Here is a 24,289-nt window from a genome sequence, read left to right on the forward strand (position 1 = left end):
CTACAATCAAAAATTGCAACGCAGTTATCGAGTATTTTAACAAGCTAGAATGACCAGTTATTTACTACGATTGGTATAACCTATACTCAATCTCACTAAAGCAACCAACCCCATGTGAAACTCCACAAACAAAAGGCTGAGGAGCAGATCTTTACCCTACAAACAATGTACTAGCTATTTTGATTTTGTTAGTTCGTATGGCCTTAATATGAATGTTCAATATAAATAGGAAAACACTTTAGGACTTACTAGAAAAAGTGGGCTCGCAAAATTAGAGCAAAAGTTATCAAGCGGACTCAATTAGTGATGTTTGTATAAAAACACGTACAAGAAATATAAATGATAGATACAAAAAATCCCGCAGGGGATGCGGGATTTTTACTAGTGACTAAATTGGTTTAAAGGTGACTAGCCTTGAATGCCAACGATTAACCATGGCGCATTAGGCGCAGTCAAGTCACGCTCTAGGTGCCAGATATCTTCGATTTCTTCTTCAACACCTTCTACTGTGTCACGGTAACGACCGCTAAACTGCAGACTAAGCTGTGCTTTATTTGCATCGTAATCAGCACGGACGATCTCCGCATCAACGTACATTACGTCAGTATGCTGCTCACCGTCGAGCTTCGCGCGCTCTGCTTTTAGGTCTTCAAACAAGCTTGGAGAAACATATTCTTCAATAGTTTCTAACTGGTTGTGATTCCACGCACCTTGCAGGATTCGATAGTGTTCACGAGAACCATTAATGAACGCTGCTTGGTCAAAACCCGGTGGGTAGTTATGTGGTACGTCTGTTTGAGCGCCAAAACCACCAAAGCCACCATTATTTGTGTTTGGTTGTTGCTCAAAGTTTTGCATGTTTGGTTGCTCAAACTTAGATGCGTTGCCACCAAATGCAGGCTGTTGACGATGCTGGTTCATACTGCCCTGCTTCGCACCTAGCATACCACGCATTAGTTTAAAGATGACAAAGGCAATCAAACCAATAATTAGGATATCCATAAACTGGATACCTTCAAAAGCACCGCCAAAGAATGCAGCAAGTAGACCACCAGCAAGAAGTCCGCCTAGCAGACCACCCATAAGGCCTTTCTTACTTGAAGACTTTGTCGTCTGATCTTTGCCGACCGTATTGGTGTTTTGTTGCTGTTGTTTCGGTGCTGGTGCAGTTTTGTAGCTCTTACCGAAAGACTTACTGCCACCAAACTTCTTCGCTTCCGCGATAGGCGTTACAGCAACAGTAAACATCAATAAAGCAACAATAGAAAATAAACGTTTCATCGTTATCCTTAAAGTTAGCTATCTAAGATAGTGCCCCATTTTCAAGACGAAACAATCGTTGTTTCAAACAGTAGCACGCCAAAGATGATTTTTAAGTCATCATACTCTGTATACCGATTGATGAAAATAGCTTATAGAAGCTGACATGTATCAGAATATTGCCAAAAATGCAGACTGCTCACACTGCTTACAATTCAGCTGAAGGCGCTTGATCAATGTAAAAAAAGTATGGAATAAGTTCACTAATACTCCAGATTGTTTTACTTGAATTAGAATCAGTGACACAGCTCAGAATCCTACACCTTGAGGGCACTTGGACACATTGCCTTGTTGACGGTTAATAGGTAGCTGACTATCATATTGAACGATGTTCAATAAAGTAGTTTGAGAGTATGGCGCGCAGAAACGATCACACCCGAGAAGAGTTAGTGAATTTGACGTTAACAACGGTCAAAAACTTTTTAGATGAGAATTCTTACCACGAACTCAGTCTTCGTAAAATCGCTAACATGATTGGTTACGTGCCAAGCACATTGGTAAATGTTTTTGGTAATTATAATTTGTTGTTGCTTCATGTTGTCGCTCAAACTTTAGATGAGTTATCTCAAGAAGCACGCAAAGCGACTAATGACAGCAAAGACTCCCATCAAGCGCTTTTTGAACTCGCTTATTGCTACCACGATTTTGCTCAAAAACACCCATACCGTTGGCAGTTAGTGTTCGAACACAACATGAATGGAGCAGAACTTCCGGAATGGCATGCCAAACGTATCGATGGTATGACGGGAATGCTAGAGTCACTATTGGCTCAAATCGCACCACATCGTACTGAATCCGAAGTGATTCAAGCGAGTCGAGTCCTTTGGTCTGGCGTACATGGCATTACTTTACTCAGTGTTGATGATAAGTTTTTCTCTAGTGAGCCGATTGATGGCAAAGAATTGATCAGTAATCTTCTTTCTAACTACCTCACGAACTGGTAACAAAGGATTATCCATGTCATCCGACAGACAGCCGTCCTTACTTACGCAGAGAAAGTTCCTGCCCTATTTCATTACTCAGTTTTTTGGCGCTTTCAACGACAATATTTTTAAAAACGTTTTGCTGTTGTTTGTCGCATTCGCTGGCTCCAGTGCACTACCTATTTCGAGCAATTTGTTCATCAACCTTGCGGCAGGCTTGTTCATTCTACCGTTCTTTCTGTTCTCTGCTTCCGCTGGCGTATTAGCCGACAAATATGAAAAGTCATGGTTTATTCGTAAGGTTAAACTATTTGAAATAGCCATCATGCTCTTGGGTGCCATCGGATTCATAACCGAAAGTTATGGTGTGCTTTTATTGCTACTGTTTTTAATGGGCACACAGTCAGCATTTTTTGGCCCAGTTAAATATGCCCTTTTGCCTCAAAAGTTAAATGCTAAAGAGTTAGTGCCCGGCAACGCTCTTGTTGAAGCTGGTACCTTTATCGCCATCCTTATTGGCACCTTAGGCGCTGGGATTATAGCCTCTGCAGACAACGCAAAATACCTTGCCGCATTTTGTGTCGTGATCTTCGCATTGTTAGGCTACTTGTCGAGCCGCTCAATCCCCTTTGCTGCAGCCAGCGCGCCCAATCTCTCTTTTCGTTGGCAACCATACAAGCAAACCAAACACACGCTCTCTATCGCCAAATCCGATCGAGTTGTTTTTCAATGCATAATGGCAATAAGCTGGTTTTGGTTTTTAGGCGCCGCATATCTAACACAATTCCCGAATTTCACTAAGATTTACCTAAATGGCACCGAGAGTGCGGTGTCTTTCTTGCTCGCTCTATTTTCCATTGGTATCGCGCTAGGGTCGCTACTTTGCAATTGGATCTCAAACCATCGTATCGAAGTCGGTATTGTGCCAATTGGTGCCTTTGGCATTACGGTATTTGGGTACCTAATGGCCACTTCCATTCCCAATGATCTACCTGTTTTCCATAACTTTGTAGACTTCTTTAGATATGAGCCTTTTTGGCCATTATTTTTCTACCTATTGATGATTGGCGCTTCGGGCGGTTTGTTTATCGTGCCTCTTTACGCATTAATGCAGCATCGAGCAAAGGAAACCGAACGTGCTCAAGTCATCGCAGGGCTCAATATCTTTAACTCTCTGTTTATGGTCGGCAGCGCTGTCTTAGGTATTGTGTGCTTAAGTGTAATCAAGATGACAATTCCTCAGCTGTTTGCATTGTTAGCCATTTTAAATTTCTTAGTCGCAGCTTACATCTTTTTGCAAATTCCTATTTTTGTAGTTCGCTTTGTCATGTGGATGCTTACGCACACCATCTATCGAGTTAAGCATAAGAATCTACACAACCTACCCGAGCATGGTGGGGCATTAATTGTATGTAATCATGTAAGCTACATGGATGCATTGCTACTTAGTGCAGTATGCCCAAGGTTGATTCGTTTTGTGATGGAGGAAGATTACGCCAACCTACCTCCATTAAGGCGCTTTTTACGTCGAACTGGGGTAATTCCAATTTCAGCGAGTAACAGAAGCTCTATCAGACGTGCATTTAACGATGTGGAAGCCGCGCTAAGCGAAGGTCATATCGTCTGTATTTTCCCTGAAGGAAGATTAACTTCAGATGGTGAAATGAATGAATTCATGCGCGGTATTGATATCATTCTACGTCGTAGCCCAGTACCCGTCATACCTGTTGCACTTAAAGGCTTATGGGGAAGCTATTTCAGCCGCGCAAAAGGTCGCGCATGCTGTGGCTTACCGACTCGATTTTGGTCAAAGCTAGAAATAGAGGCAGGACAACCGGTGCCACCAAATGAAGCAACGGCAAAAACAATGTTCGATAAAGTGCATCAACTCAGAGGCGACTGGCGATAAATACACTTGAACACATGTTTAGGATAACTGAACATGTGTTCAAATCATTAAGACAAACTGACCACACCCAGTGCGATATACTCTCCCTTTCATTCACAACAGCGAATAAAAACCTTGAATAGAAACTACCTCCTGTTTGGATTGGCGTTACTTTTTTGTTTAACCCCCCTTGCCTCCTCTCCCATTGCTCTAGTTATCGGTGTTCTACTCGCAAGTTTTGGTTTTGTGCCTTCCGAGCTGCCCATCGCTTCTTTTACTAAAAAGCTGCTGTCTTATTCGATTATTGGCTTAGGCTTTGGCATCAACTTCGAGCAAGCGCTTGCAGTCACATCGGATGGTATCGGCCTGATCATCGCCACTATTACAGGCACACTGCTCATGGGCACTCTCATTGCCAGGGTAATTAAATTGGAGCGAGTAACCGCTTACTTAATCTCATCAGGTACTGCAATTTGTGGTGGTAGCGCAATTGCTGCTGTGGCACCGGCGATTAAAGCGAAAGACGAGCAGATTGGATTAGCACTGGCAACGGTATTTGTCCTGAACTCCATTGCACTCTTTGTGTTTCCTGTGATTGGACATGCTTTAGGGCTAGATCAACACACGTTTGGCACATGGGCTGCGATTGCCATTCATGACACATCTTCTGTTGTCGGGGCTGCCTCGGCCTATGGGGAAGAAGCGCTAACTACGGCAACAACATTGAAACTCGCGCGCGCTTTATGGATCATTCCTGTTGCTTTGATCAGTGCCGTCATCTTTTCAAGAGGCCAAAAAGAGAATGGAAAGAAAAAACTAGCTATCCCTTATTTCATTTTTTGGTACTGTGCAGCTATCGCGTTTAGCGACTTCTTTCCTCAATTTGAAATGGTCTATCACGGCATTTTCATTGGAGCAAAGCAAGCATTGGTTGTATGTCTGTTCTTGATAGGTTGCAGCATTTCAATTTCAAAACTAAAGTCTGCTGGAGCTAAGCCACTGTTGTTTGGTGTGACTCTGTGGGTGCTAATTTCGACCACTTCTCTAAGTTGGTTACTGTTTTAGATATTGGTGGTCTGCTTATCGCGTTGAGGGGACGGCATTTCCCGTTTACTATTTTTGTATATAACGACCAACGCAATAGCGATCAAAAATGCCGTTAGCTCTGCAAGAGAGCGGGCTAGCCCTTCACTACTTATCGCGATACCAATTTGTAGTGCTACTGCCGCAATTAAAACTAGCTTTGCCATCCTGAACCTTATGCATTTTATCTCCACGAAGAAGCATAATTATGATTCAGAGTTATAAGGATACGAAATTCTCTTTATGACTAATACATAGCAAAATTGACTAATGCTGAAGTGATGACAGCAGCCACTCTTTCACGGCCTTACGTGAAATTTTGATCCCACCTTCTAGTAGAGTTAGTGGCATTACATGGTATTCCACTGGCCATTTAAACTTCTCTAACTTTGATTGCAAGTGCTGGTCATACTCCGACTTGCTGCGCAATCCATTGGTCTGAATCACAGCTACTGGTCTATGACCAAACTCCGCGTCTTCGACTGGAACCACTATACTCTGCACTACACCATCAATTTGGTTCAAAGCGGCTTCAATCTCTTCACAATGGATATTCTCACCACCAGAGATAAACTGATTGTCGGCACGGCCGATTATCTTTAATTCATCACCTTGCCACTCGCCAAGATCTTTGCTGTCAAACCAGCCTTTCTCATCCAGAAATGGGGTAACATGTCCTTGATGGAAATACCCTGCCGCTAATGTCTTACCGCCAACAAAAATGCGTTGGTCAACTAATTTTATCTTACGGTGCTTCAATACATGTCCAGCATTACTGGTGCTGTCAATTCTCTTTGCGGTAACGGTAGAGGCCGCCTCCGTCATCCCATAACCTAACCACGTCTCAATGCCTTGCCCTGATGCTCGTAGTGCCAACTCATGATCAACGTGACTGCCGCCCAGTAGCACATATGTCAATGACAAATGTGCATCATCATCCAATAACCGTTTGAGCTGAGTCGCAACCAAAGAAGCGTGTGATACGCCCTGAACATCATCAACAAGTTTCCCTGAACCGACTTTTAGTGTTGCTCCGACATATAGCCAACGATAGACAATCGCTAATCCAGAGACGTGATACAGCGGAAGCGATAACAGCCAAGCATCTTGCTGAGTGAAAATGAACTCCTGCAACAAGCCCTCTGCAGACGCAAGATGCTGTCGATGTGTATGAACCACAGCTTTAGGCTCCCCTGTAGAGCCAGAAGTAAATACTACTGAAGCGAGCCGGTCATGATGATAGCTATCTTCAGTCAACGAATCACTCTCTTGCTGTGATACTACAGGCGATGAAAGCAATGTTGCCTTGAGTTTTTGTATATCATGTTCAGAAAAGGTCGAAGCGCACTCCTGAGAAAACCAGATAAACCGAGTTTGATCAGGCCTGTAAAGTGTAGCAAGCTTACCCTGCAACTTATCTAGTGGTTGTTCCATGGTCAGCGCAGCGAGCGCACCTAACTGTTTGGAGGCAAGATAAAACAACAGTGTTTCTACTTGGTTCTTGCCAACCAAAGTCAGCACATCCCCCCGAGTTACACCCAAGTCATTCAAATAGTGAGTGTATTGGTCAATACGCTTCGAGAGTTGTTGCCAGTTTAATACTTCTGTTGATGTCTTGAGTGCAATAGAAAAAGGGCTCGTTTGAGCCCAATATTTCCATGGTGCCTTCGCAATATTGTCTACGCAGAATGCCACACAATCTCCTGGTCTTTTAGAGGAAGAACGGGAAGTTCACACTTAGGCCAGCCCTGCTCTAGCTGAGCTTTGAGTAAGCCAATCGTATCCAAACCTGGAACTTCATCAGGCAGCTGCCATTGGGCAAAGCGCGCTAATTGAGTTAAACCGAGACTGGATTCAATGCTCGAGCTAATCACTGCTTTCATCCCCAGTGACTTCGCTTTCTCTATCAGTGTAATACAAAAATCCACTGAACCAATGAGTGTGGGTTTGATGATGATCGTTTTCACACCAGTTAGATCTTCAAGACGGAAATCTTCACGACGAACCGCATCTTGCAATGTTTCATCCCAAGCGATAGCAATACCAGTATTAATCGCAAAAGAGAGACTATCGCCAGGAGAGCGGCACGGCTCTTCTAGAAACGTGATTCGTTGACGCAGAGACGGAGCAATGTACTTAGCGAACTGCTGCGCTTTTTCTGGTGTCCAAGCGCGATTGGCATCGAGTCGAAGCGTTAATTGAGGGATTGATTCAAGAAAAAGGTTCACAAGCATGCCATCGCGAATTGGCTCATAAAGTCCAACTTTCACCTTAGCGACTTTCTCACCTTCCATTTCGTTCAGCTTTGGAATGAGCTCATCTGGGTCGCCAGTGCATAGTGGCGCTGTTTGGTATTTACCTTGTTGTGGTAAGCCACCAGCTAATTCAAGCTGTGCCATCGATAAACCAAACGCAACCGACGGGTACATCTTGGCATAATCCACATCCAACTCTGCTACCCAACGCTCCGCCTGTTCTTGTAGCTGAACACCCGCATCTTCGGTGCTCTCTAAGCTAAAACCAGGAAGAGGAGCGACTTCTCCAAGCCCTGTTTTACCATCTTCGGAAAGCGCAACAACATAACCAACACGTTCGGTTAGCTTGTTGTCACGTAGGATGACACCACTATCCATGGGCAAGCTATAACGATAAATTTTCGCTTCACGCATAATTCAAGTCCTATGTAATGCCGTATATTTGAGCGTTCTGACGAGCAATCCCACCAGCCTCCCAGAGGGCGAGGCGCTCAGGAAAAAAGGAACAGAGGAGCTAACACGCTCCTCATTTAGACGGATTATGGGTTGCGAGGGAATTTATCGAAGTCTGGGCGACGCTTCTCGTTAAAGGCATTACGACCTTCTTGGCCTTCATCAGTCATGTAGAACATCATCGTTGCGTTACCCGCTAGCTCTTGCAGACCCGCTTGACCATCACAATCTGCGTTTAATGCAGCTTTCAGGCAGCGCAATGCCATTGGGCTGTGCTGTAGTACTTCACGACACCAACGAACGGTTTCTTTCTCTAGATCCGCTAGTGGTACAACTGTGTTTACTAGGCCCATGTCTACCGCTTCTTGAGCATTGTAGAAACGACATAGGAACCAAATTTCGCGAGCTTTCTTTTGGCCTACGATACGAGCCATATAAGATGCGCCCCAACCGCCGTCAAATGAACCCACTTTAGGGCCTGTTTGACCAAATTGAGCGTTGTCAGCTGCAATTGTTAGATCACACATCATATGCAGTACATGACCACCGCCAACAGCCCAACCAGATACCGATGCGATCACTGGTTTTGGACAAGTACGAATATCGCGTTGGAAGTCCAATACGTTGAGGTGATGTGTGCCTTGGTCGTCTTTATAGCCGCCGTAGTCGCCACGGATCTTCTGGTCGCCGCCAGAACAGAATGCGTCTTCACCTAGACCTGTCAGAATGATCACGCCAACACCAGAGTCGTAACGCGCATCTGCCAACGCATCAATCATCTCTTTTACCGTTTGAGGACGAAACGCGTTACGCACTTGAGGACGCGCAATGGTGATTTTCGCGATACCATCTTCAGACTTATGGTAATGAATGTCCTCGTATTTCTCGCCGCAATCTTTCCATTGAACCGGAGCGTAAAGTTCTTCTTCAGAAATGCCTACTGTTTTAGCCATGGTGATTCCCATTGTTCTCGTTACTCTCACCAAAGTGAGACTGAATTATTTGCTTGGTATGTATCGCAAACTGTTTGGGCTGCTCTTGATGGACGTTATGACCAGCGCCTTCAACTTGTCGATACGCCAACCCGCTACGTTGTGCCAGTTGGCTAAATTTTTGGTCTTTCTCACCACACAAGTAATACACTGGTATGTTCTGCTTTTGCAGTGAGGGCAACAAATATGCCTGTTTGGCTAACGATGTCGCCATCAACATATTCGCCACCGCTGAGCCAAGATTATCACTTCGCTTCGCAATGAATGTTTGTCTTTGCTCATGGTTTAGTGAAGAAAACACCGCTTGTTGGTACCAATCGTTCAAAACACGTTCAAGTGGTTCAGTTTTGAAACGCATTGCCCAGCGAGCATCATTCTCTAATCTCACCTGTTTCTCTGACTCAGTTTGAAGCCCGAAGTTTCCCCCTTCAATAATCGCGCCTGCAATATTGAGCTCTGGAAAGCATTGATGGGCAATACCATGCATCGCAATGCGGCCGCCCATAGAGTATCCAATCAAAATAAGTGGTTGTTGTGAGGGAAATAATAAAGATAGTGTGGAACCAAGAAGTTTGCAGCAATCATTTAAATCGCAGCAAAAAATAGATTGGCTGCGTCCGTGACCAGGAAGGTCAACCGTAACACGCTCATATTCGGGTAATGCATTTAAACACGCGAGCCAATCGGCACCGCTACCGAGTAAGCCATGCAAAAACACCAAAGTGGGCAACGTTCTACTTTGGTGTTTTTCTAATACAGGGAAACGTTCAAAGTAAAGCATTCAGACTCTTATTAAATGCCTTGAGTGTCTCAGCTGCTTGGTTAGATGGGGTTTGAACCTCGACCAGCAACGTTCCTTGGCCGTGACATAAATGCTCTTTTACAGATGATTGGAATTGCTCCAGTGTAGAAACATGCAAATACGCCAAACCAAACTGCTTTGCCGCGTGTTCAAACTGATAACCATGAGGCATTTGATAATATGTCGTCCTGCGCTCTGGTGGTACTGGCAACATATCAAAAATCGCACCGCCGTCATTATTGGTAACAACAAGTACCGCCGGCAGTTTATTGTGAGAAAATAGCGCCAGAGAATTGAGATCATAAAGTGCTGCTGTGTCACCGATATACATCAGTAACGGATTACCTCTTGCCCGTTGCACGCCTGATGCTGCAGCAAACAAACCGTCAATCCCTGACGCGCCTCGATTAGTGAAAACCTCTACACCATCCAATTTTCCGTACATATCGACAAGCCGAACAAACAAGCTATTACCCAAGAAAACATCTACGTTCTTTGTGCGCTCGTTGATGTCTGCTGCCAACGCAATTTCGTCAATGGCAGACGCTGAATCAGATAGGAAGGCTTCTTCGATACGTTGATGAACTCGCTTAACGTCATTCGCTAACCTATCAGCCCACCCAGCAAATATTGACTTCTCAAAACTAATGCGAGAAACCCACGTTTTAGGAGGCTCAACCCAGTGCATTTGCGCCAGATGATTTTGGTTATTCCGGTCCATACAAGGTGAGACATACCAATACTGAACGTCTTTACTTTGTTGATTTTTCGATACTTGTTTATCAATCCATTGGTTCAAACGTTTGGAGATGATTCGGCTACCAAATTGGATAATAAGTTCACAAGATTCAAGCTCGTTTGCAAACTCGGGAAGTTGAAGCCATACATCGTAATACGCCCAATCCGAACTGAGGCCACTTTGCGGGTCTGCAAGTACTGGCCATCCCATCTTTTGTGCAAATGCCTGCGCCGAACGCGCTTGTTCAAGCGGTAAGCTGCCAATCACAACCAAGCCTTTTTTGTCCGAAAAAGGCGGGATGTTCGCCTGTGACAAATGGCTAAAACGCTGAGTATAAGTGCCGCTTCCTTTTCGCCATCCGGCGACCGAATCTAAGTAGGTTTGATAATCCGCTTTTGCGCCGTTGGAATACAAAGGCTCTGGAAATGCACAATTAATATGAACAGCACTACCCTGCAATTGCTGAGTAAACATCACTTCGTCAACAGAGGTCAGCAACCAGTTAAGCGACGTTGCTAAATTTGGGCTTGGTAAATTCAAACTGGCCGAAACATGATGTGAAAAAATACCCAATTGATTTATCGCTTGGTTTGCACCACAGCCGACAAGTTCTACTGGACGATCTGCTGTCAGCAGCACCAGTTTTTCACCAGTAAGTTTGGCTTCGGCAACCGACGGTAATAGGTTCGCCACTGCCGTACCAGAGGTAACGATAATTGCCACTGGCTCCTGAGTAGCTTTCGCTAAACCAAGAGCCATAAAGCCCAGTCCACGCTCATCAAAATGAGTATGAATGGAAAAGTCGGACTGTTCTGCCGCTTCTAAAGTTAAAGGAGTAGAACGAGATCCGGGAGCGATACAAACATGCTTAACGCCAAATCGCTGAAGCTCAATCAATATGGTTTCTGACCAAACTCGATTGAGCACCGCTTGGTCATGACTCATGATGCGACTCCCAATGGCGGATGATCAGAAATCAGCGTAAGTAACGTCGACATTTTCTTATCAAGTTCTGCCCACTCATGTTCTGCCACAGAACCAGGCACAATCCCTGCGCCCGCAAACAGTTGTACTTGATCACCGAGCACAAGCGCGCTTCTGATTGCGACACAAAACTCTGCTCGTTCATGGCTTATATAACCCATTGACCCCGCGTACCAGCCGCGTGCAAAGGGCTCATTATCAAGAATAAACTGCATGGACTCTTGTCGGGGTAAGCCAGCAACCGCCGCTGTTGGCTGAAGCGCCGATAACAACTGAACACCATTTATCCCCGCTCTTAGACTAGCGTGAATATTTCGCTTAAGGTGCTGCACTTTTCGTAGTCTGACCAAACTCGGTTCAGCTTCCACTTCAACCATTTCAGAATGCGGTAATAGACGATCAATGATGTCGTCCACCACATACTGGTTTTCGTTGAGGTTCTTTTGGTCTTGGGATAACCAATTCGCCAACTCCATATCTTGAGTGGCATTGTCTCCCCGACCAATCGTACCTGCTAACGCTTCGGTATGTAGCTCATGCCCTACGCGAGAATACAAACGTTCTGGCGTAGACCCCATAAAACTGTGCTTACTGTCTAAGCTCAGCATGAAATGGAAGCTATGATGGTTATTTAAGTAACTTGCTTTAAGTAGCTGTGCAGCACTTAATGTGTTATCAAGCTGCACGGTAGAGCGACGCGCTAAAACCACTTTCTTAAAATCATCATTCTCTATACCAGTCAGAACCTTATGAACTAACTCATTCCATTGAGGCTGACTTGGCGTGTGAACAATAGAGCGGATGTGAGACGAAATTGGAGCTAAGGCCGCGACCTCACAAACCAGTTTATTCAACCCAGCTAGAGTTCGCGCTTTGTCTTCTGAAATATTAACTGCGAGAGACCACTGTTGGTCAAAACGAATTAACTCAATTTGAGGCAAAAAGAAAAAAGAAGGCATACAGCGACGATTCTTCTCATGCTGTCCATCAAAAGAGCGCCCGCCCCAGACTCTTTGCCCTTCACCTAGAATGGTATAAGCAGGACCTGGCTCAACAAAAGCGTGCAATTGCCCTAGTGCAACGACCTCTTCACGTGTATCGCGGGACTGCCAATAAAACTTAGGGAAAAGTGGTTGTGCATCAAGCCAATCAATAAATGAGAAATTAGGTTTCTCGCTAAGGGGCTCGACCAGACGTGTTTGATTGCCTTCCGATTGCTGAACTCGCTCGATAATTCTCTTTACGGCTTGATGGAACTGTGACAAATCAACCTCGTTGTATGTGAGGATAAATGGTAACTGACGGCTACTCTAAGTTTAGACCCAAAGCAAATCAAGGTCGTATGCGATCTTTTGCGAAATCCTGTGATAGCAAGCGAGCAAAACTTAACCAGCAGACAGATTATTTACAGATATATATTCTAATAAAAAACAAATTATTGTATTTTAATAAAGAAATTAACGAATTTTTAGGAATTAAACAATGCAAAATATCGGGATGTCGTCAAAACTCGACAATGTCTGCTACGACATTAGGGGTCCTGTACTCAAACATGCTAAGCGCATGGAGGAAGAAGGGCATAAAATCCTAAAGCTAAACATTGGTAACCCTGCCCCATTTGGTTTTGACGCCCCTGATGAGATTTTAGTCGACGTGATTCGTAATCTGCCGACTTCTCAAGGCTATTGTGATTCCAAAGGTATTTACTCTGCTCGTAAAGCTGTGGTCCAACACTATCAGCGTAAAGGTATACGCTCGCTAGATGTCGAAGATGTGTATGTAGGTAACGGCGTGTCTGAGTTGATCGTAATGGCCATGCAAGCGCTATTAAACAATGGCGACGAAATGCTGATCCCAGCACCAGACTATCCGTTATGGACAGCTTCAGTTGCACTATCTGGTGGTAAGCCGGTTCATTATCTATGTGATGAAGAGGCTGACTGGTACCCAGACCTTGAAGACATCAAAAAGAAAATCACACCAAAGACACGTGGCATTGTTCTGATCAACCCGAACAACCCGACAGGTGCGGTATACAGCCGTGACTTCCTACTTGAAGTGATTGAGATAGCACGCAAGCACAAACTGATCATTTTCGCAGATGAGATCTACGACAAAGTGTTGTACGACGGTGCAACACATACCTCAGTCGCCACACTCACTGAAGACGTGCTAGTCATGACATTCAATGGCCTTTCAAAAGCCTACCGTGTTTGTGGTTTCCGTGGTGGCTGGATGTTCCTAACGGGGCCTAAACATCTGGCTCAAGGGTACGTGAATGGCTTGGAGCTGCTTTCATCAATGCGTTTATGTGCAAACGTACCAATGCAACATGCCATTCAAACCGCGTTAGGTGGATACCAGAGTATCAATGAACTGATTTTACCTGGCGGACGCTTATTAGAGCAGCGCAACCGAGCGTATGAATTGATCAATCAGATTCCTGGTGTTTCTTGTGTCAAACCTAAGGGTGCGATGTACCTCTTCCCGAAAATCGACACTAAAATGTACAACATCAAGAACGATCAGCAGATGGTTTTAGATTTCTTAAAACAAGAGAAGGTCTTACTGGTGCAAGGTTCCGGTTTTAACTGGCCAAAACCAGACCACTTCCGCATCGTGACACTACCGCACGTTGAAGATCTAGAAATCGCCATTGGACGTTTTGAAAGATTCCTATCAACCTACAGCCAGTAATGAATCACTGGTAGTAATTAGTGCTGATCTCTCATATGCTTAGAGGAACTCCTAGTGAGTTCCTTTTTTACACCAGAAACGGAGAAAGCCATGAAAGAAAGCCATTTTTTCGCCCACCTGGCTCGAATGAAGCTGATCCAACGCTGGCCTTTAATGCGGTCCGTCTCACCAGAAAACGTTTCAGAGCATAGCTTACAAGTTGCTTTTGTCGCTCATGCCCTTGCCCTCATTAAAAACAAAAAGTTCGGCGGCAACCTTAATCCAGAACGCATCGCTATTCTTGCCATGTACCATGACTCCAGCGAAGTATTAACGGGTGATCTTCCAACTCCAGTGAAGTATTACAATCCTGAAATTGCCAAAGAATATAAGAAGATAGAATCGGCAGCGGAACAAAAATTACTCTCCATGTTACCGGAAGAGTTCCAAGATGATTTTGCCCCCTATCTTCTTTCTCACTCTGCACACGAAGAGGACGCAAAAATCGTTAAGCAAGCCGATTCCATCTGTGCCTATTTAAAATGTCTTGAAGAACTAAGCGCCGGTAACCATGAGTTCGCTCTGGCAAAAAAACGCTTAGACGTCACTTTGCAAGAACGCAAAACGCCTGAAATGGATTACTTTCTCAATACCTTTGCCCCAAGTTTCGAATTATCGTTAGATGAAATCAGTTAGCTTACGGAGATAATCGTGTCGTTTGAATTACACCCGCAATGGCAAGAGCGCCATGATGATGAGCATAAAATCCGTCGAGACGACCATCGGAGCCCGTACCAACGAGACCGAGCACGCATTCTTCACTCGGCTGCATTTCGACGCCTACAAGCAAAAACCCAAGTACACGGCAATAGCTTGGAAGACTTTCACCGCAGTCGGTTAACACACTCCTTAGAAGCGTCGCAACTCGGGACCGGTATCGTCGCCCAGTTAAAGAAAAAACAACCAGAGTTCCGTGAACTATTACCATCAGACAGCTTAATTGATTCATTATGTTTGGCTCACGACATCGGGCATCCTCCATACGGTCATGGGGGAGAAGTCGCTCTAAACTACGTAATGCGCGAACATGGCGGCTTCGAGGGGAACGCCCAAACCTTTCGTATCGTCACTAAGTTAGAGCCTTATACCGAGCATTTCGGAATGAATTTATCACGCCGCACGCTGTTTGGTTTGATTAAGTACCCTGCCCTCATTAGTCAAACACGCTCCGTCAAGTTGCCTCAACCAGCCGAGCATCAACGTAAACTAAAAGCAAAAGATTGGAGCCCAGCTAAAGGCATTTATGATTGTGATAAAGACTTATTTGATTGGGTAATTGCACCGCTTTCTGACAACGACAAGGCATTGCTTAGTCTGATGCGTTCAACGCCAGAATCGGAGTTTGAGCACAGTAAAACGCGTTTTAAATCAATCGACTGCTCAATCATGGAGCTAGCAGATGATATCGCCTACGGTGTTCATGATTTAGAAGATGCAATCGTACTTGGTATGGTGACACGTCAGCAATGGCAAGAAGGCGCAGCAAGTCAATTAGCGGACTGTGGCGACCCGTGGTTTGAAGCTCATATCGATTCCATCGGACAGATGCTATTTAGCGGTAAGCACCATGAGCGGAAAGATGCTATCGGTGGTATGGTTAACGCGCTACTGACCAGCATTTCAATCAAAACGGTGGATGAGCCGTTTAATAACCCTTTACTGTCTTGGAATGCGTGTTTAGAACCACAGATGGCACGTGCACTTGACGTACTCAAGCACTTTGTCAGCACCTTCGTTATCCAAGTCCCGCAGGTCCAGATCGTTGAGTATAAGGGTCAGCAAATTATTATGGATATTTTTGAAGCGTTAACAGCAGACCCAGAGCGATTACTACCCGTTCATACAAGAGATCTGTGGTGTCAGGCGAAGAGCGAGAGCAATAAAATGAGGGTCATCGCCGATTATATTTCTGCAATGACCGATGGTCACGCGCAAAAGCTACACCGCCAACTTTTCTCTTCCATCGTTCTTTAGTAACACTCAACCTTTCAAGTAATTCTTTTCAAAAACGCCCGGAGGCATCTGGGCGATTTGGAATTCGATCATCTTTTCAAACGCACGCATCAGCGGTGTAAAGTCTCGCTCGGGTTCAAGCAAGCGAAGCGAATGATAACCAGCCTCGACTGTCGATAAGCTATTCTCAGAGGGCGCCTTACGAATGGTGTAGTGCCCTTGTAGTTGCTTAGGCAACTGCACGGTTGGGAGTGGATGTAAGTTGCTTGAGAGTTGCCACATTTTGTACGCTTTTTTCCACGTACCATCGAGCAAAATCAAACGTATTTTCTTAGATACACTATGACTCGCTTGAGTGATTTCAGAAATGCATCGTGACTCTTCTGATGGGTAAAGAACAAAATGTTGATATGACTCATCCGCTAATAAGTGATTTAAGGCATCATCACAAGAAAAGTCCTCTCCTATCAAACAAATACAGTTATCTAAACTCAAATTGAGAATCCGTGCCGTACCAAGCGGACGATGTTCTTCACTCGTGTGCTGAAGAATGATAAGTTCTACCTCGCTTGCCAGCGGTACAATCCATTGGCAAATACACGCTTTTTGCGATTTTCCACAACGAGAACAATAACGAGACATAGAGTGAACCTTTATACCTTGCTGAGTATTATCAGCGTGATCTGTTTGATACTTCAATTTGAACCAATGGCAAGCCTAACCGAGTGGCACAGCTACAATATACGCCATGGTGAATGGTGGCGAATCGTAACAGGAAATCTCACACATACCAACTTTGCGCACTTAGGAATGAACCTCGCCGGATTGTGGATCATTACTTTTATTTTTCGCCCAAGCACTCGTAACTTCCTTATCGTTTTTTCAATCTTATGTGCATGTGTTGGTGCGCTGAATTTGTTTACCAACATGTCGGTATACGTGGGTTTATCCGGCGTATTACACGGATTGTTTGGATTTTGGGCGCTCAGAGAAGTCTTTGAAAGCAGAAGAAGCAGTGTGTTGTTAGTTGGAGGACTAATCGCCAAAGTAGCATGGGAGCAGGTCTATGGCCCATCCAGCAGTACTGCTGAGCTTATCGGTGCAAACGTTGCTATTGATGCTCATATGTTTGGCGCACTCGGTGGGTTAGTAATGGCTTTACTGGAAAAAGGCCTTCGCCGTCGTTTATTCGGATAAAAAATCCCGAACCACGAAAGAGGGGCTGGTTCGGGAAAGCAGTAATAGGGAAACAGATATTGTTCTGAATTCAGACTCAATATCTGCAATACATCAAGCTACAGTAAAATGCGGTCTTCGTTTTTCTTAACTGTCGCTTCACCTATGCCTTTTACGCTCTTCAAATCTGCTGCCGTTTTAAAAGGGCCATGTTCCTCGCGGTAGTCCACTATACTCTGCGCTTTCTTCTCACCTATACCTTTCAACATGGTCGCAATTTCTTCAGCAGTGGCCGTGTTGATATTTACAGTAATTTCAATTCCTTCATATTTGTCAGTGGCTGAATCCGCAGCCATGCTAAAAGGTGCAAAAACAAATAAGCACAATGTCAAAATCCATTTCATATTGAACATACAATCTCCAAAATAGTAGGCTAAAAACAGTCGTCGAGAGCGAGTCACTATCAAGTTTGCAATGGAAAGCAATATGGTTATGCATTTAACAAACTGAGATGACCCGAAATTCACAACGGCCGCTATCACTTAAACGCGCACTAATTTAAGTAATGCCTATTGATGATTGAAGTTCATAAAGACAAAAATAAAACGGACCGCTTATGCGGTCCGTTTTATTCAACATACAAATTACACTAATTGTGCTTAGTTGCTCACAACAAAGTACTCAATGTCAGTATTTGCACGCAGTACGGCTAGTACAGATGATAAATCTTGCTGAGAAGATGCACGCTGCATTTGCATCGCAACTTGATCTTCTAACTCACTATCTAGCTCTGCGTTTACAGCATCAAGCTCGATGATAATGATGTTACCTTCAAGATCTTTAGACTGACCGTATACTGGTTTACCATCGACTGGTTTTGCCATCGCGAATACCGTTGTTGCTAACGGAGAACGACGATCTACTGTCTCTTGTTCACCAAAGGCAAGATTGTTTTCAGCAAGCACGTTCGTCTTACCTTCTTTCAATGCCGCAACGACTTGTGTTCCAAGTTCCATCGCTTCTTGCTCACCTTTAACACGAGATAGCTCTGCAACAACCTGATCTTTCACTTCTTCTAGTGGAAGAACTGTCTCGTCACGTGCATCTTCAACACGAACAACGATAATATGCTCAGGCGCAACTTCGATAGCTTCAGAGTTTAGGCCATCTTCTTTAACTTCAGGACTTAGGATAGCTTGCATTACCGCAGGGCTACGAAGCACTTCAGGTGCATCAACCTGAGAAATAAAGTCCGTTGTCTTCACTTCTTGGTTAACCGCTTGAGAAGCATCATACAATGAGTCTGGGTATTCAAACGCTACGCGCTCAAGCTCATTTTGCAACTCGTAGAATTGATCGATCGCTTGTTGGTCGACCATCTCTTGTTTGATTTCAGCAGCGACTTCTTCAAATGGCTTCGCCACAGAATCTTTTAGCTCTTCAAGCTTGATAATGTGATAGCCAAAGTCCGACTTTACTAGACCCGACGTATCGCCAGGATTCTTCAGTGCGAATGCCGCTTCTTCAAAAGCAGGGTCCATCACATCACGCTCAATCCAACCTAGGTCACCACCGTTTTCAGCGCTGCCAAAATCGTCAGATTTCTCTTGAGCAAGCGTCGCAAAATCTGCACCCGCGTTTAGCTCATCTAGGATAGCTTGCGCTTTTGCTTCATCGTCCCCTTCTACAAGAATGTGAGCGACACGTCGTTGCTCTTCTGAAGAGTATTTGTTTAAGTGCTCGTCGTAGTACTTTTTCACCTCAGCATCAGAAACATTAACTTGTTCCTTTAGCGCTTCAGCTGACAGTTCGATGTAAGAGACTTTAACCTGCTCTGGGCGTGTAAAGTTGTCTGGGTTTGCTTTGTAGTACTCTTGAATTTCTTCGTCGGTCAATTCAATATTTTTCGCAAACTCCGCTAAGTCGATCTGAATCGTGCGAATATCACGAGTTTGAGTGAACAGCTTGCCTTCTGCTTGTACTTCACCCGGCAGAATAAATTCACTGTTTTGTAGCGCATTCAGCAGTTGCTCACGAACCAATTCACGACGCATGTACTCAGCAAAAGAGTCTGGCGAAAAGCCTGCACGACGCAAAGAAGCTTGATAGATCTCTTGATCAAACTGACCATTAGATTGGAACTGAGGCATGTCTAGAATCATGCTACGCACTTGAGTGTCGCTGATTCGCAGACCCAAAGCTTCAGCTTGTTGGTCAAGCAACACGTCATTGATCATTCGATCTAAAACGGATTTGCGGAAAGATTCAACATATGCAGGGTCAGCCAGCATTTGAGAGAAGTAGTCACCCAACTGAGCTTGCATACGGTTACGCTCATTTTGGTATGCCATCTCGAACTCACCACGAGGAATCTCAGTGTTACCGACTTTCGCTGCAGAGTTGTTGCTACCACCAACGATGTAGCTACCTACACCTGCAAATACGAAAGACAGGATGATAAGTCCAAGGATAATTTTGACCGCGATGCTATTCACGCCTTCGCGTAGTCGATCCATCATAATTTAACTGCTCTCCACAATTGAAGCCTACTGCTTCTATCTAATAGAAATAATGGCGCAATAATATCAGAAAAAGAAATGCGCATCAGTATGATGCGCATAATTTAAGAAAGTTCGGCTCGAAGTTTGTAAATTTTTGTTCGAAACTTATTGTTTGAGCAAAAGTTAAGCAAATGGCCGGTTACAGAAATAACGCCGTGATTAGTTACAAGCGTCTTTCAGTGCTTTACCAGCTTTGAAAGCTGGTACTTTTGCTTCTGCGATTTGGATTTCTTCACCAGTTTTTGGGTTACGACCAGTACGTGCAGCACGAGTACGAACGCTGAATGTACCAAAGCCAACTAGAGCGACTTGATCACCAGATTGAAGAGTTCCGCTTACTGCTTCGATGAATGCATCTAGAGCACGACCCGCTGACGCTTTAGAAATATCTGCATTTTCTGCGATTTGTTCTACTAACTGAGTTTTATTCACTGTAATTTCCCCTTTGTGTCATCTGTGATTATTTTTGTGATGACTTTCGTTCCATTGTTAAGAAAATATGCTCCACCCCTTATTCATCAAGGGCTGGCAGCTATCGAAACTAACTTAGCGCCCAAAAAAAACGCTGACAAGCCTTTTTGGGCTTATCAGCGTAAACTTTTACTTATTTTTGCTGCACATCACTATTTTTGAGACTCAAACTCAACGCCCGTCGGGTCTCGCTCTAGTGCGACTTTCAGTACTTCATCAATCCACTGTACAGGGATAACTTCCAGATCCGCGATAACATTATCAGGAATCTCTTCCAAATCACGCTCGTTATCTTTTGGAATTAGCACTGTCTTAATGCCACCACGGTGTGCCGCAAGTAACTTCTCTTTTAGGCCGCCGATAGGTAGAACCTCACCACGCAGTGTGATTTCACCCGTCATCGCTACTTCTGCTTTCACAGGGTTGCCTGTTAGAGAAGAAACCAATGCTGTACACATTGCTGTACCCGCACTTGGGCCATCTTTTGGTGTCGCGCCTTCCGGGACGTGTACGTGAATATCTTTCTTCTCGTAGAAGTCAGTATTGATACCTAGCTTTTCTGCACGAGAGCGAACCACTGTCATTGCTGCTTGGATAGACTCTTGCATCACATCACCAAGAGAACCCGTTTGTGTCAGCTTACCTTTACCTGGCATTGATTGAGTTTCAATCGTTAATAGATCGCCACCCACTTCGGTCCAAGCTAGGCCAGTTACTTGACCAATTCGGTTACTTTCATCCACTTTACCGTAATCGAAACGTTGAACACCTAAGTACTCTTTTAGGTTGTCCATCGTTACCGTTACTGACTTGATGTCCTTATCCAGCAAGATGTTCTTCACCGCTTTACGGCAGATCTTAGAAATCTCACGCTCTAAGTTACGGACACCCGCTTCACGCGTGTAGTAACGAATGATGCCAATAATCGCAGAATCTTCAATGACTATCTCATCCGCTTTCAAGCCATTACGCTTCACTTGTTTATCAACAAGGTGACGTTTTGCAATGTTCAGCTTCTCGTCTTCGGTGTAACCAGATAAACGAATAACTTCCATACGGTCTAACAATGGACCCGGGATGTTCATCGAGTTCGATGTCGCAACAAACATAACGTCAGAGAGATCGTAATCCACTTCTAGGTAGTGATCGTTGAACGAGTTATTCTGTTCAGGATCAAGTACTTCTAGTAGAGCCGATGCCGGATCACCACGCATATCGGAAGACATTTTGTCGATTTCGTCCAATAAGAACAGCGGGTTCTTCACACCAACCTTCGACATCTTCTGGATCAATTTGCCTGGTAATGAGCCGATATAAGTACGACGATGACCACGAATTTCCGCTTCATCACGCACACCACCCAACGCCATACGAACATACTTACGGCCTGTAGCTGAAGCAATTGAACGACCAAGAGACGTTTTACCTACACCAGGAGGACCAACAAGACAAAGGATAGGACCTTTTAGCTTGTTGATACGGTTTTGAACCGCTAGGTATTCAAGGATACGTTCTTTGACGCGTTCTAGACCGTAGTGATCTTCATTAAGAACCTCTTCTGCTTTCGCTAAGTTTTTCTTAACTTTTGAGCGCTTAGCCCAAGGAACGCTGACCATCCAATCGATGTAGCTACGAACCACTGTTGCTTCAGCAGACATTGGAGACATCATCTTAAGCTTTTGCAGCTCTTGCTCTGTCTTTTCACGTGCTTCTTGAGGCATTTTTGATTCGTCAATCTTCTTCTGTAGCGTTTCGAACTCGTCTGGTGCGTCTTCCATCTCACCAAGTTCTTTCTGAATCGCTTTCATTTGCTCATTCAGATAGTACTCACGCTGAGATTTTTCCATTTGCTTTTTAACGCGACCACGAATTCGTTTTTCAACTTGCAGCAAGTCGATCTCTGATTCCATCTGGCCCATCAGGAATTCCAGACGCTCAGTGACATCAACAATTTCAAGCACTTGCTGCTTATCCACCAACTTTAACGGCATATGAGCCGCAATGGTATCCGCTAAGCGTGCAGCTTCGTCGATACCATTAAGTGACGTTAGCACTTCTGGTGGAATCTTCTTGTTTAGCTTAATGAACCCTTCAAACTGATTAATCGCGCTGCGCACAATCACTTCTTGCTCACGCTCATCCAATTCTGGCGTAGCAACAAATTCAGCTTCCGCTAGGAAGAAGTCACTCTCTTTAAAGTGATTGATTTTTGCTCGCTGCTGGCCTTCGACCAATACTTTTACTGTGCCATCCGGAAGCTTCAAGAGCTGGAGAATGGTGGCTACCGTACCTACGTCAAATAGGTCGTCAACCGTAGGCTCGTCAGTATCCGCTTGCTTTTGTGCCACAAGAAGAACTTGTTTGTTGGTTTCCATCGCCGTTTCTAGACAGCTAATCGATTTCTCACGACCAACAAACAATGGAATAACCATGTGTGGGTAGACCACTACGTCACGTAGAGGTAGTACCGGGATCTCGATACGCTCGGAACGTTCCAAGTTCATATAATTCTCTCTTCCGCTTTCACGTTTAACGTATTACTTAAGGCAGTATATGGGGGCTAATTGTTTGGATTCAATAAGAGAAATAAAAAAAGGAGGTAATTACTTACCTCCTTTTTCATTATGGCTGAATTTACTCTGCTCCAGCTGCCTGATTGTCTGCGTTACTGTAAATAAGCAGTGGCTCTGACTCGCCATTAATGACGGACTCATCAATCACGACTTTACTAACGTCTGTTGCAGATGGTAATTCGTACATAGTTTCAAGTAGCACGCCTTCAAGAATCGAGCGTAAGCCACGAGCACCTGTTTTACGCTCCATTGCTTTTTTCGCGATAGCGCGCAGCGCATCTTCACGGAATTCAAGTTCGGCGTTTTCTAGCTCAAACAATGCTGCATATTGCTTGGTCAGTGCGTTCTTCGGTTCACATAGGATCTGAATCAACGCTTCTTCATCAAGCTCAGTCAGTGTTGTTGTTACAGGTAGACGACCAATGAATTCTGGAATGAGGCCGTACTTCACTAAGTCTTCAGGTTCAACTTGAGTAAATAGCTCACCAACTGTCTTCGATTCATTCTTCGAACGAACTTCAGCACCAAAGCCAATACCTGTACCTGTTGCAACACGCTGCTCAATCACTTTGTCTAAGCCAGCAAAAGCACCACCACAGATGAACAGAATCTTAGATGTGTCCACTTGTAGGAATTCTTGCTGAGGATGCTTACGACCACCTTGAGGTGGAACCGATGCAACCGTACCTTCGATAAGTTTTAGTAGCGCCTGCTGAACACCTTCACCAGATACGTCACGCGTAATAGATGGGTTTTCAGCTTTGCGTGAAATCTTATCAATTTCATCAATGTAAACGATGCCGCGTTCCGCTTTAGCTACATCGTAATCACATTTTTGCAGAAGCTTTTGGATGATGTTTTCAACGTCTTCACCTACGTAACCGGCTTCGGTTAGTGTCGTCGCGTCTGCCATTGTAAATGGCACATCCAAGAATCGAGCTAATGTCTCCGCAAGTAGTGTTTTACCACTACCTGTAGGACCAATTAGAAGGATGTTACTCTTACCAAGCTCCACACCTTCGCTCGTTGTATCACCATTGCGTAAACGCTTGTAGTGGTTATATACCGCAACTGCGAGCACTTTTTTCGCGTAATCTTGCCCGATCACATAGTCATCAAGGTGTTCACGGATCTGTTTTGGCGTTGGTAACGCTTCAGATTCTTTCTTAGGGAGAACATCCTTGATTTCTTCGCGAATAATATCGTTACATAAGTCGACACACTCGTCGCAAATGTACACTGACGGACCTGCGATTAGCTTGCGAACTTCGTGCTGACTTTTGCCGCAGAAAGAACAGTACAGCAATTTACCGCTGCCACTTTCTTTGCTTTTATCTGTCATTCGCTAACCTCTTAGCCTTTACTCTTCATGAATGAGTG

At 44.5% G+C, this 24,289-nt stretch carries 21 protein-coding genes; 7 read left to right on the forward strand and 14 right to left on the reverse strand.

Annotated features, from left to right (window positions below):
• Positions 1–408: 408 nt before the first annotated feature.
• Positions 409–1,281, reverse strand: a complete 873-nt coding sequence (locus tag MTF70_RS17720; RefSeq protein ID WP_005384268.1) for a Tim44 domain-containing protein — start codon at positions 1,279–1,281, stop codon at positions 409–411.
• 392 nt (positions 1,282–1,673) lie between these two features.
• Here MTF70_RS17720 and MTF70_RS17725 point away from each other — a divergent pair, with 392 nt between their 5' ends.
• The 3 genes from MTF70_RS17725 (at position 1,674) to MTF70_RS17735 (ending at position 5,196) form a co-directional block, all read left to right on the forward strand.
• Positions 1,674–2,264 carry a TetR-like C-terminal domain-containing protein gene (locus MTF70_RS17725; protein ID WP_005382308.1) on the forward strand — a complete coding sequence of 197 codons (591 nt, stop codon included), beginning with the start codon at positions 1,674–1,676 and terminating at the stop codon, positions 2,262–2,264.
• Between the two features lie 13 nt (positions 2,265–2,277).
• Positions 2,278–4,152: an MFS transporter gene (locus MTF70_RS17730; protein ID WP_025766947.1), complete on the forward strand. Its 1,875-nt coding sequence runs from the start codon at positions 2,278–2,280 to the stop codon at positions 4,150–4,152.
• Between the two features lie 114 nt (positions 4,153–4,266).
• Complete coding sequence (locus MTF70_RS17735) at positions 4,267–5,196, forward strand: putative sulfate exporter family transporter (RefSeq protein WP_104975977.1); 930 nt, start codon at positions 4,267–4,269, stop codon at positions 5,194–5,196.
• On the opposite strand, the gene MTF70_RS17740 is transcribed toward MTF70_RS17735, so the two are convergent.
• The 7 genes from MTF70_RS17740 to MTF70_RS17770 form a co-directional block, all read right to left on the reverse strand.
• A complete protein-coding gene (locus MTF70_RS17740; RefSeq protein WP_005382314.1) occupies positions 5,193–5,381 on the reverse strand; it encodes a hypothetical protein in 189 nt (62 codons plus the stop codon). The genes MTF70_RS17735 and MTF70_RS17740 overlap by 4 nt on opposite strands.
• A 100-nt stretch (positions 5,382–5,481) precedes the next feature.
• Entirely contained in the window at positions 5,482–6,909 is a 1,428-nt protein-coding gene (gene menE / locus MTF70_RS17745; RefSeq protein ID WP_205460874.1) for an o-succinylbenzoate--CoA ligase, read from the reverse strand.
• Positions 6,894–7,883, reverse strand: coding sequence for an o-succinylbenzoate synthase (menC, locus tag MTF70_RS17750; protein ID WP_064367948.1), 990 nt, complete (start codon positions 7,881–7,883; stop codon positions 6,894–6,896). The genes menE and menC overlap by 16 nt, the downstream gene beginning before the upstream one ends.
• Before the next feature lie 125 nt (positions 7,884–8,008).
• Entirely contained in the window at positions 8,009–8,875 is an 867-nt protein-coding gene (gene menB / locus MTF70_RS17755; protein ID WP_104975975.1) for a 1,4-dihydroxy-2-naphthoyl-CoA synthase, read from the reverse strand.
• Positions 8,868–9,695 carry a 2-succinyl-6-hydroxy-2,4-cyclohexadiene-1-carboxylate synthase gene (menH, locus tag MTF70_RS17760; protein ID WP_042524030.1) on the reverse strand — a complete coding sequence of 276 codons (828 nt, stop codon included), beginning with the start codon at positions 9,693–9,695 and terminating at the stop codon, positions 8,868–8,870. The genes menB and menH overlap by 8 nt, the downstream gene beginning before the upstream one ends.
• A complete protein-coding gene (gene menD / locus MTF70_RS17765) occupies positions 9,682–11,400 on the reverse strand; it encodes a 2-succinyl-5-enolpyruvyl-6-hydroxy-3-cyclohexene-1-carboxylic-acid synthase (protein WP_053303261.1) in 1,719 nt (572 codons plus the stop codon). Before menD ends, menH begins: the two co-directional genes overlap by 14 nt.
• Positions 11,397–12,704, reverse strand: coding sequence for an isochorismate synthase (locus tag MTF70_RS17770; RefSeq protein ID WP_053303262.1), 1,308 nt, complete (start codon positions 12,702–12,704; stop codon positions 11,397–11,399). The genes menD and MTF70_RS17770 overlap by 4 nt, the downstream gene beginning before the upstream one ends.
• A gap of 217 nt (positions 12,705–12,921) precedes the next feature.
• On the opposite strand from MTF70_RS17770, the gene MTF70_RS17775 reads away from it, so the two are divergent.
• From MTF70_RS17775 to MTF70_RS17785, 3 genes are all read left to right on the forward strand, one after another.
• Positions 12,922–14,136: a pyridoxal phosphate-dependent aminotransferase gene (locus MTF70_RS17775; RefSeq protein ID WP_053303263.1), complete on the forward strand. Its 1,215-nt coding sequence runs from the start codon at positions 12,922–12,924 to the stop codon at positions 14,134–14,136.
• Between the two features lie 90 nt (positions 14,137–14,226).
• A complete protein-coding gene (gene yfbR, locus MTF70_RS17780) occupies positions 14,227–14,811 on the forward strand; it encodes a 5'-deoxynucleotidase (protein WP_062730721.1) in 585 nt (194 codons plus the stop codon).
• A 15-nt stretch (positions 14,812–14,826) separates the two neighbouring features.
• Positions 14,827–16,149, forward strand: a complete 1,323-nt coding sequence (locus MTF70_RS17785) for an anti-phage deoxyguanosine triphosphatase (protein WP_085569942.1) — start codon at positions 14,827–14,829, stop codon at positions 16,147–16,149.
• Positions 16,150–16,155: 6 nt separating this feature from the next.
• Here MTF70_RS17785 and MTF70_RS17790 read toward each other — a convergent pair whose 3' ends face one another.
• Positions 16,156–16,770: a DTW domain-containing protein gene (locus MTF70_RS17790; RefSeq protein ID WP_025766956.1), complete on the reverse strand. Its 615-nt coding sequence runs from the start codon at positions 16,768–16,770 to the stop codon at positions 16,156–16,158.
• Positions 16,771–16,773: 3 nt separating this feature from the next.
• On the opposite strand from MTF70_RS17790, the gene rrtA reads away from it, so the two are divergent.
• A complete protein-coding gene (gene rrtA / locus MTF70_RS17795; protein WP_005382331.1) occupies positions 16,774–17,325 on the forward strand; it encodes a rhombosortase in 552 nt (183 codons plus the stop codon).
• 98 nt (positions 17,326–17,423) lie between these two features.
• On the opposite strand, the gene MTF70_RS17800 is transcribed toward rrtA, so the two are convergent.
• The 5 genes from MTF70_RS17800 to clpX all read right to left on the reverse strand — a co-directional run bounded on the left by MTF70_RS17800 (position 17,424) and on the right by clpX (position 24,251).
• A complete protein-coding gene (locus tag MTF70_RS17800) occupies positions 17,424–17,708 on the reverse strand; it encodes a helix-hairpin-helix domain-containing protein (protein WP_031777211.1) in 285 nt (94 codons plus the stop codon).
• A gap of 255 nt (positions 17,709–17,963) precedes the next feature.
• Entirely contained in the window at positions 17,964–19,823 is a 1,860-nt protein-coding gene (gene ppiD, locus MTF70_RS17805; protein WP_005382334.1) for a peptidylprolyl isomerase, read from the reverse strand.
• A gap of 201 nt (positions 19,824–20,024) precedes the next feature.
• Positions 20,025–20,297: an HU family DNA-binding protein gene (locus MTF70_RS17810; protein WP_005382341.1), complete on the reverse strand. Its 273-nt coding sequence runs from the start codon at positions 20,295–20,297 to the stop codon at positions 20,025–20,027.
• 191 nt (positions 20,298–20,488) lie between these two features.
• Positions 20,489–22,840, reverse strand: a complete 2,352-nt coding sequence (lon, locus tag MTF70_RS17815) for an endopeptidase La (protein WP_205460873.1) — start codon at positions 22,838–22,840, stop codon at positions 20,489–20,491.
• Positions 22,841–22,970: 130 nt separating this feature from the next.
• Positions 22,971–24,251: an ATP-dependent protease ATP-binding subunit ClpX gene (gene clpX, locus MTF70_RS17820; protein WP_005382345.1), complete on the reverse strand. Its 1,281-nt coding sequence runs from the start codon at positions 24,249–24,251 to the stop codon at positions 22,971–22,973.
• Between the last annotated feature and the right edge of the window lie 38 nt (positions 24,252–24,289).

The sequence above is a fragment of the Vibrio sp. 2CM40D genome, assembly GCF_023161825.1.
In the GTDB taxonomy this organism is placed as follows: domain Bacteria; phylum Pseudomonadota; class Gammaproteobacteria; order Enterobacterales; family Vibrionaceae; genus Vibrio; species Vibrio alginolyticus.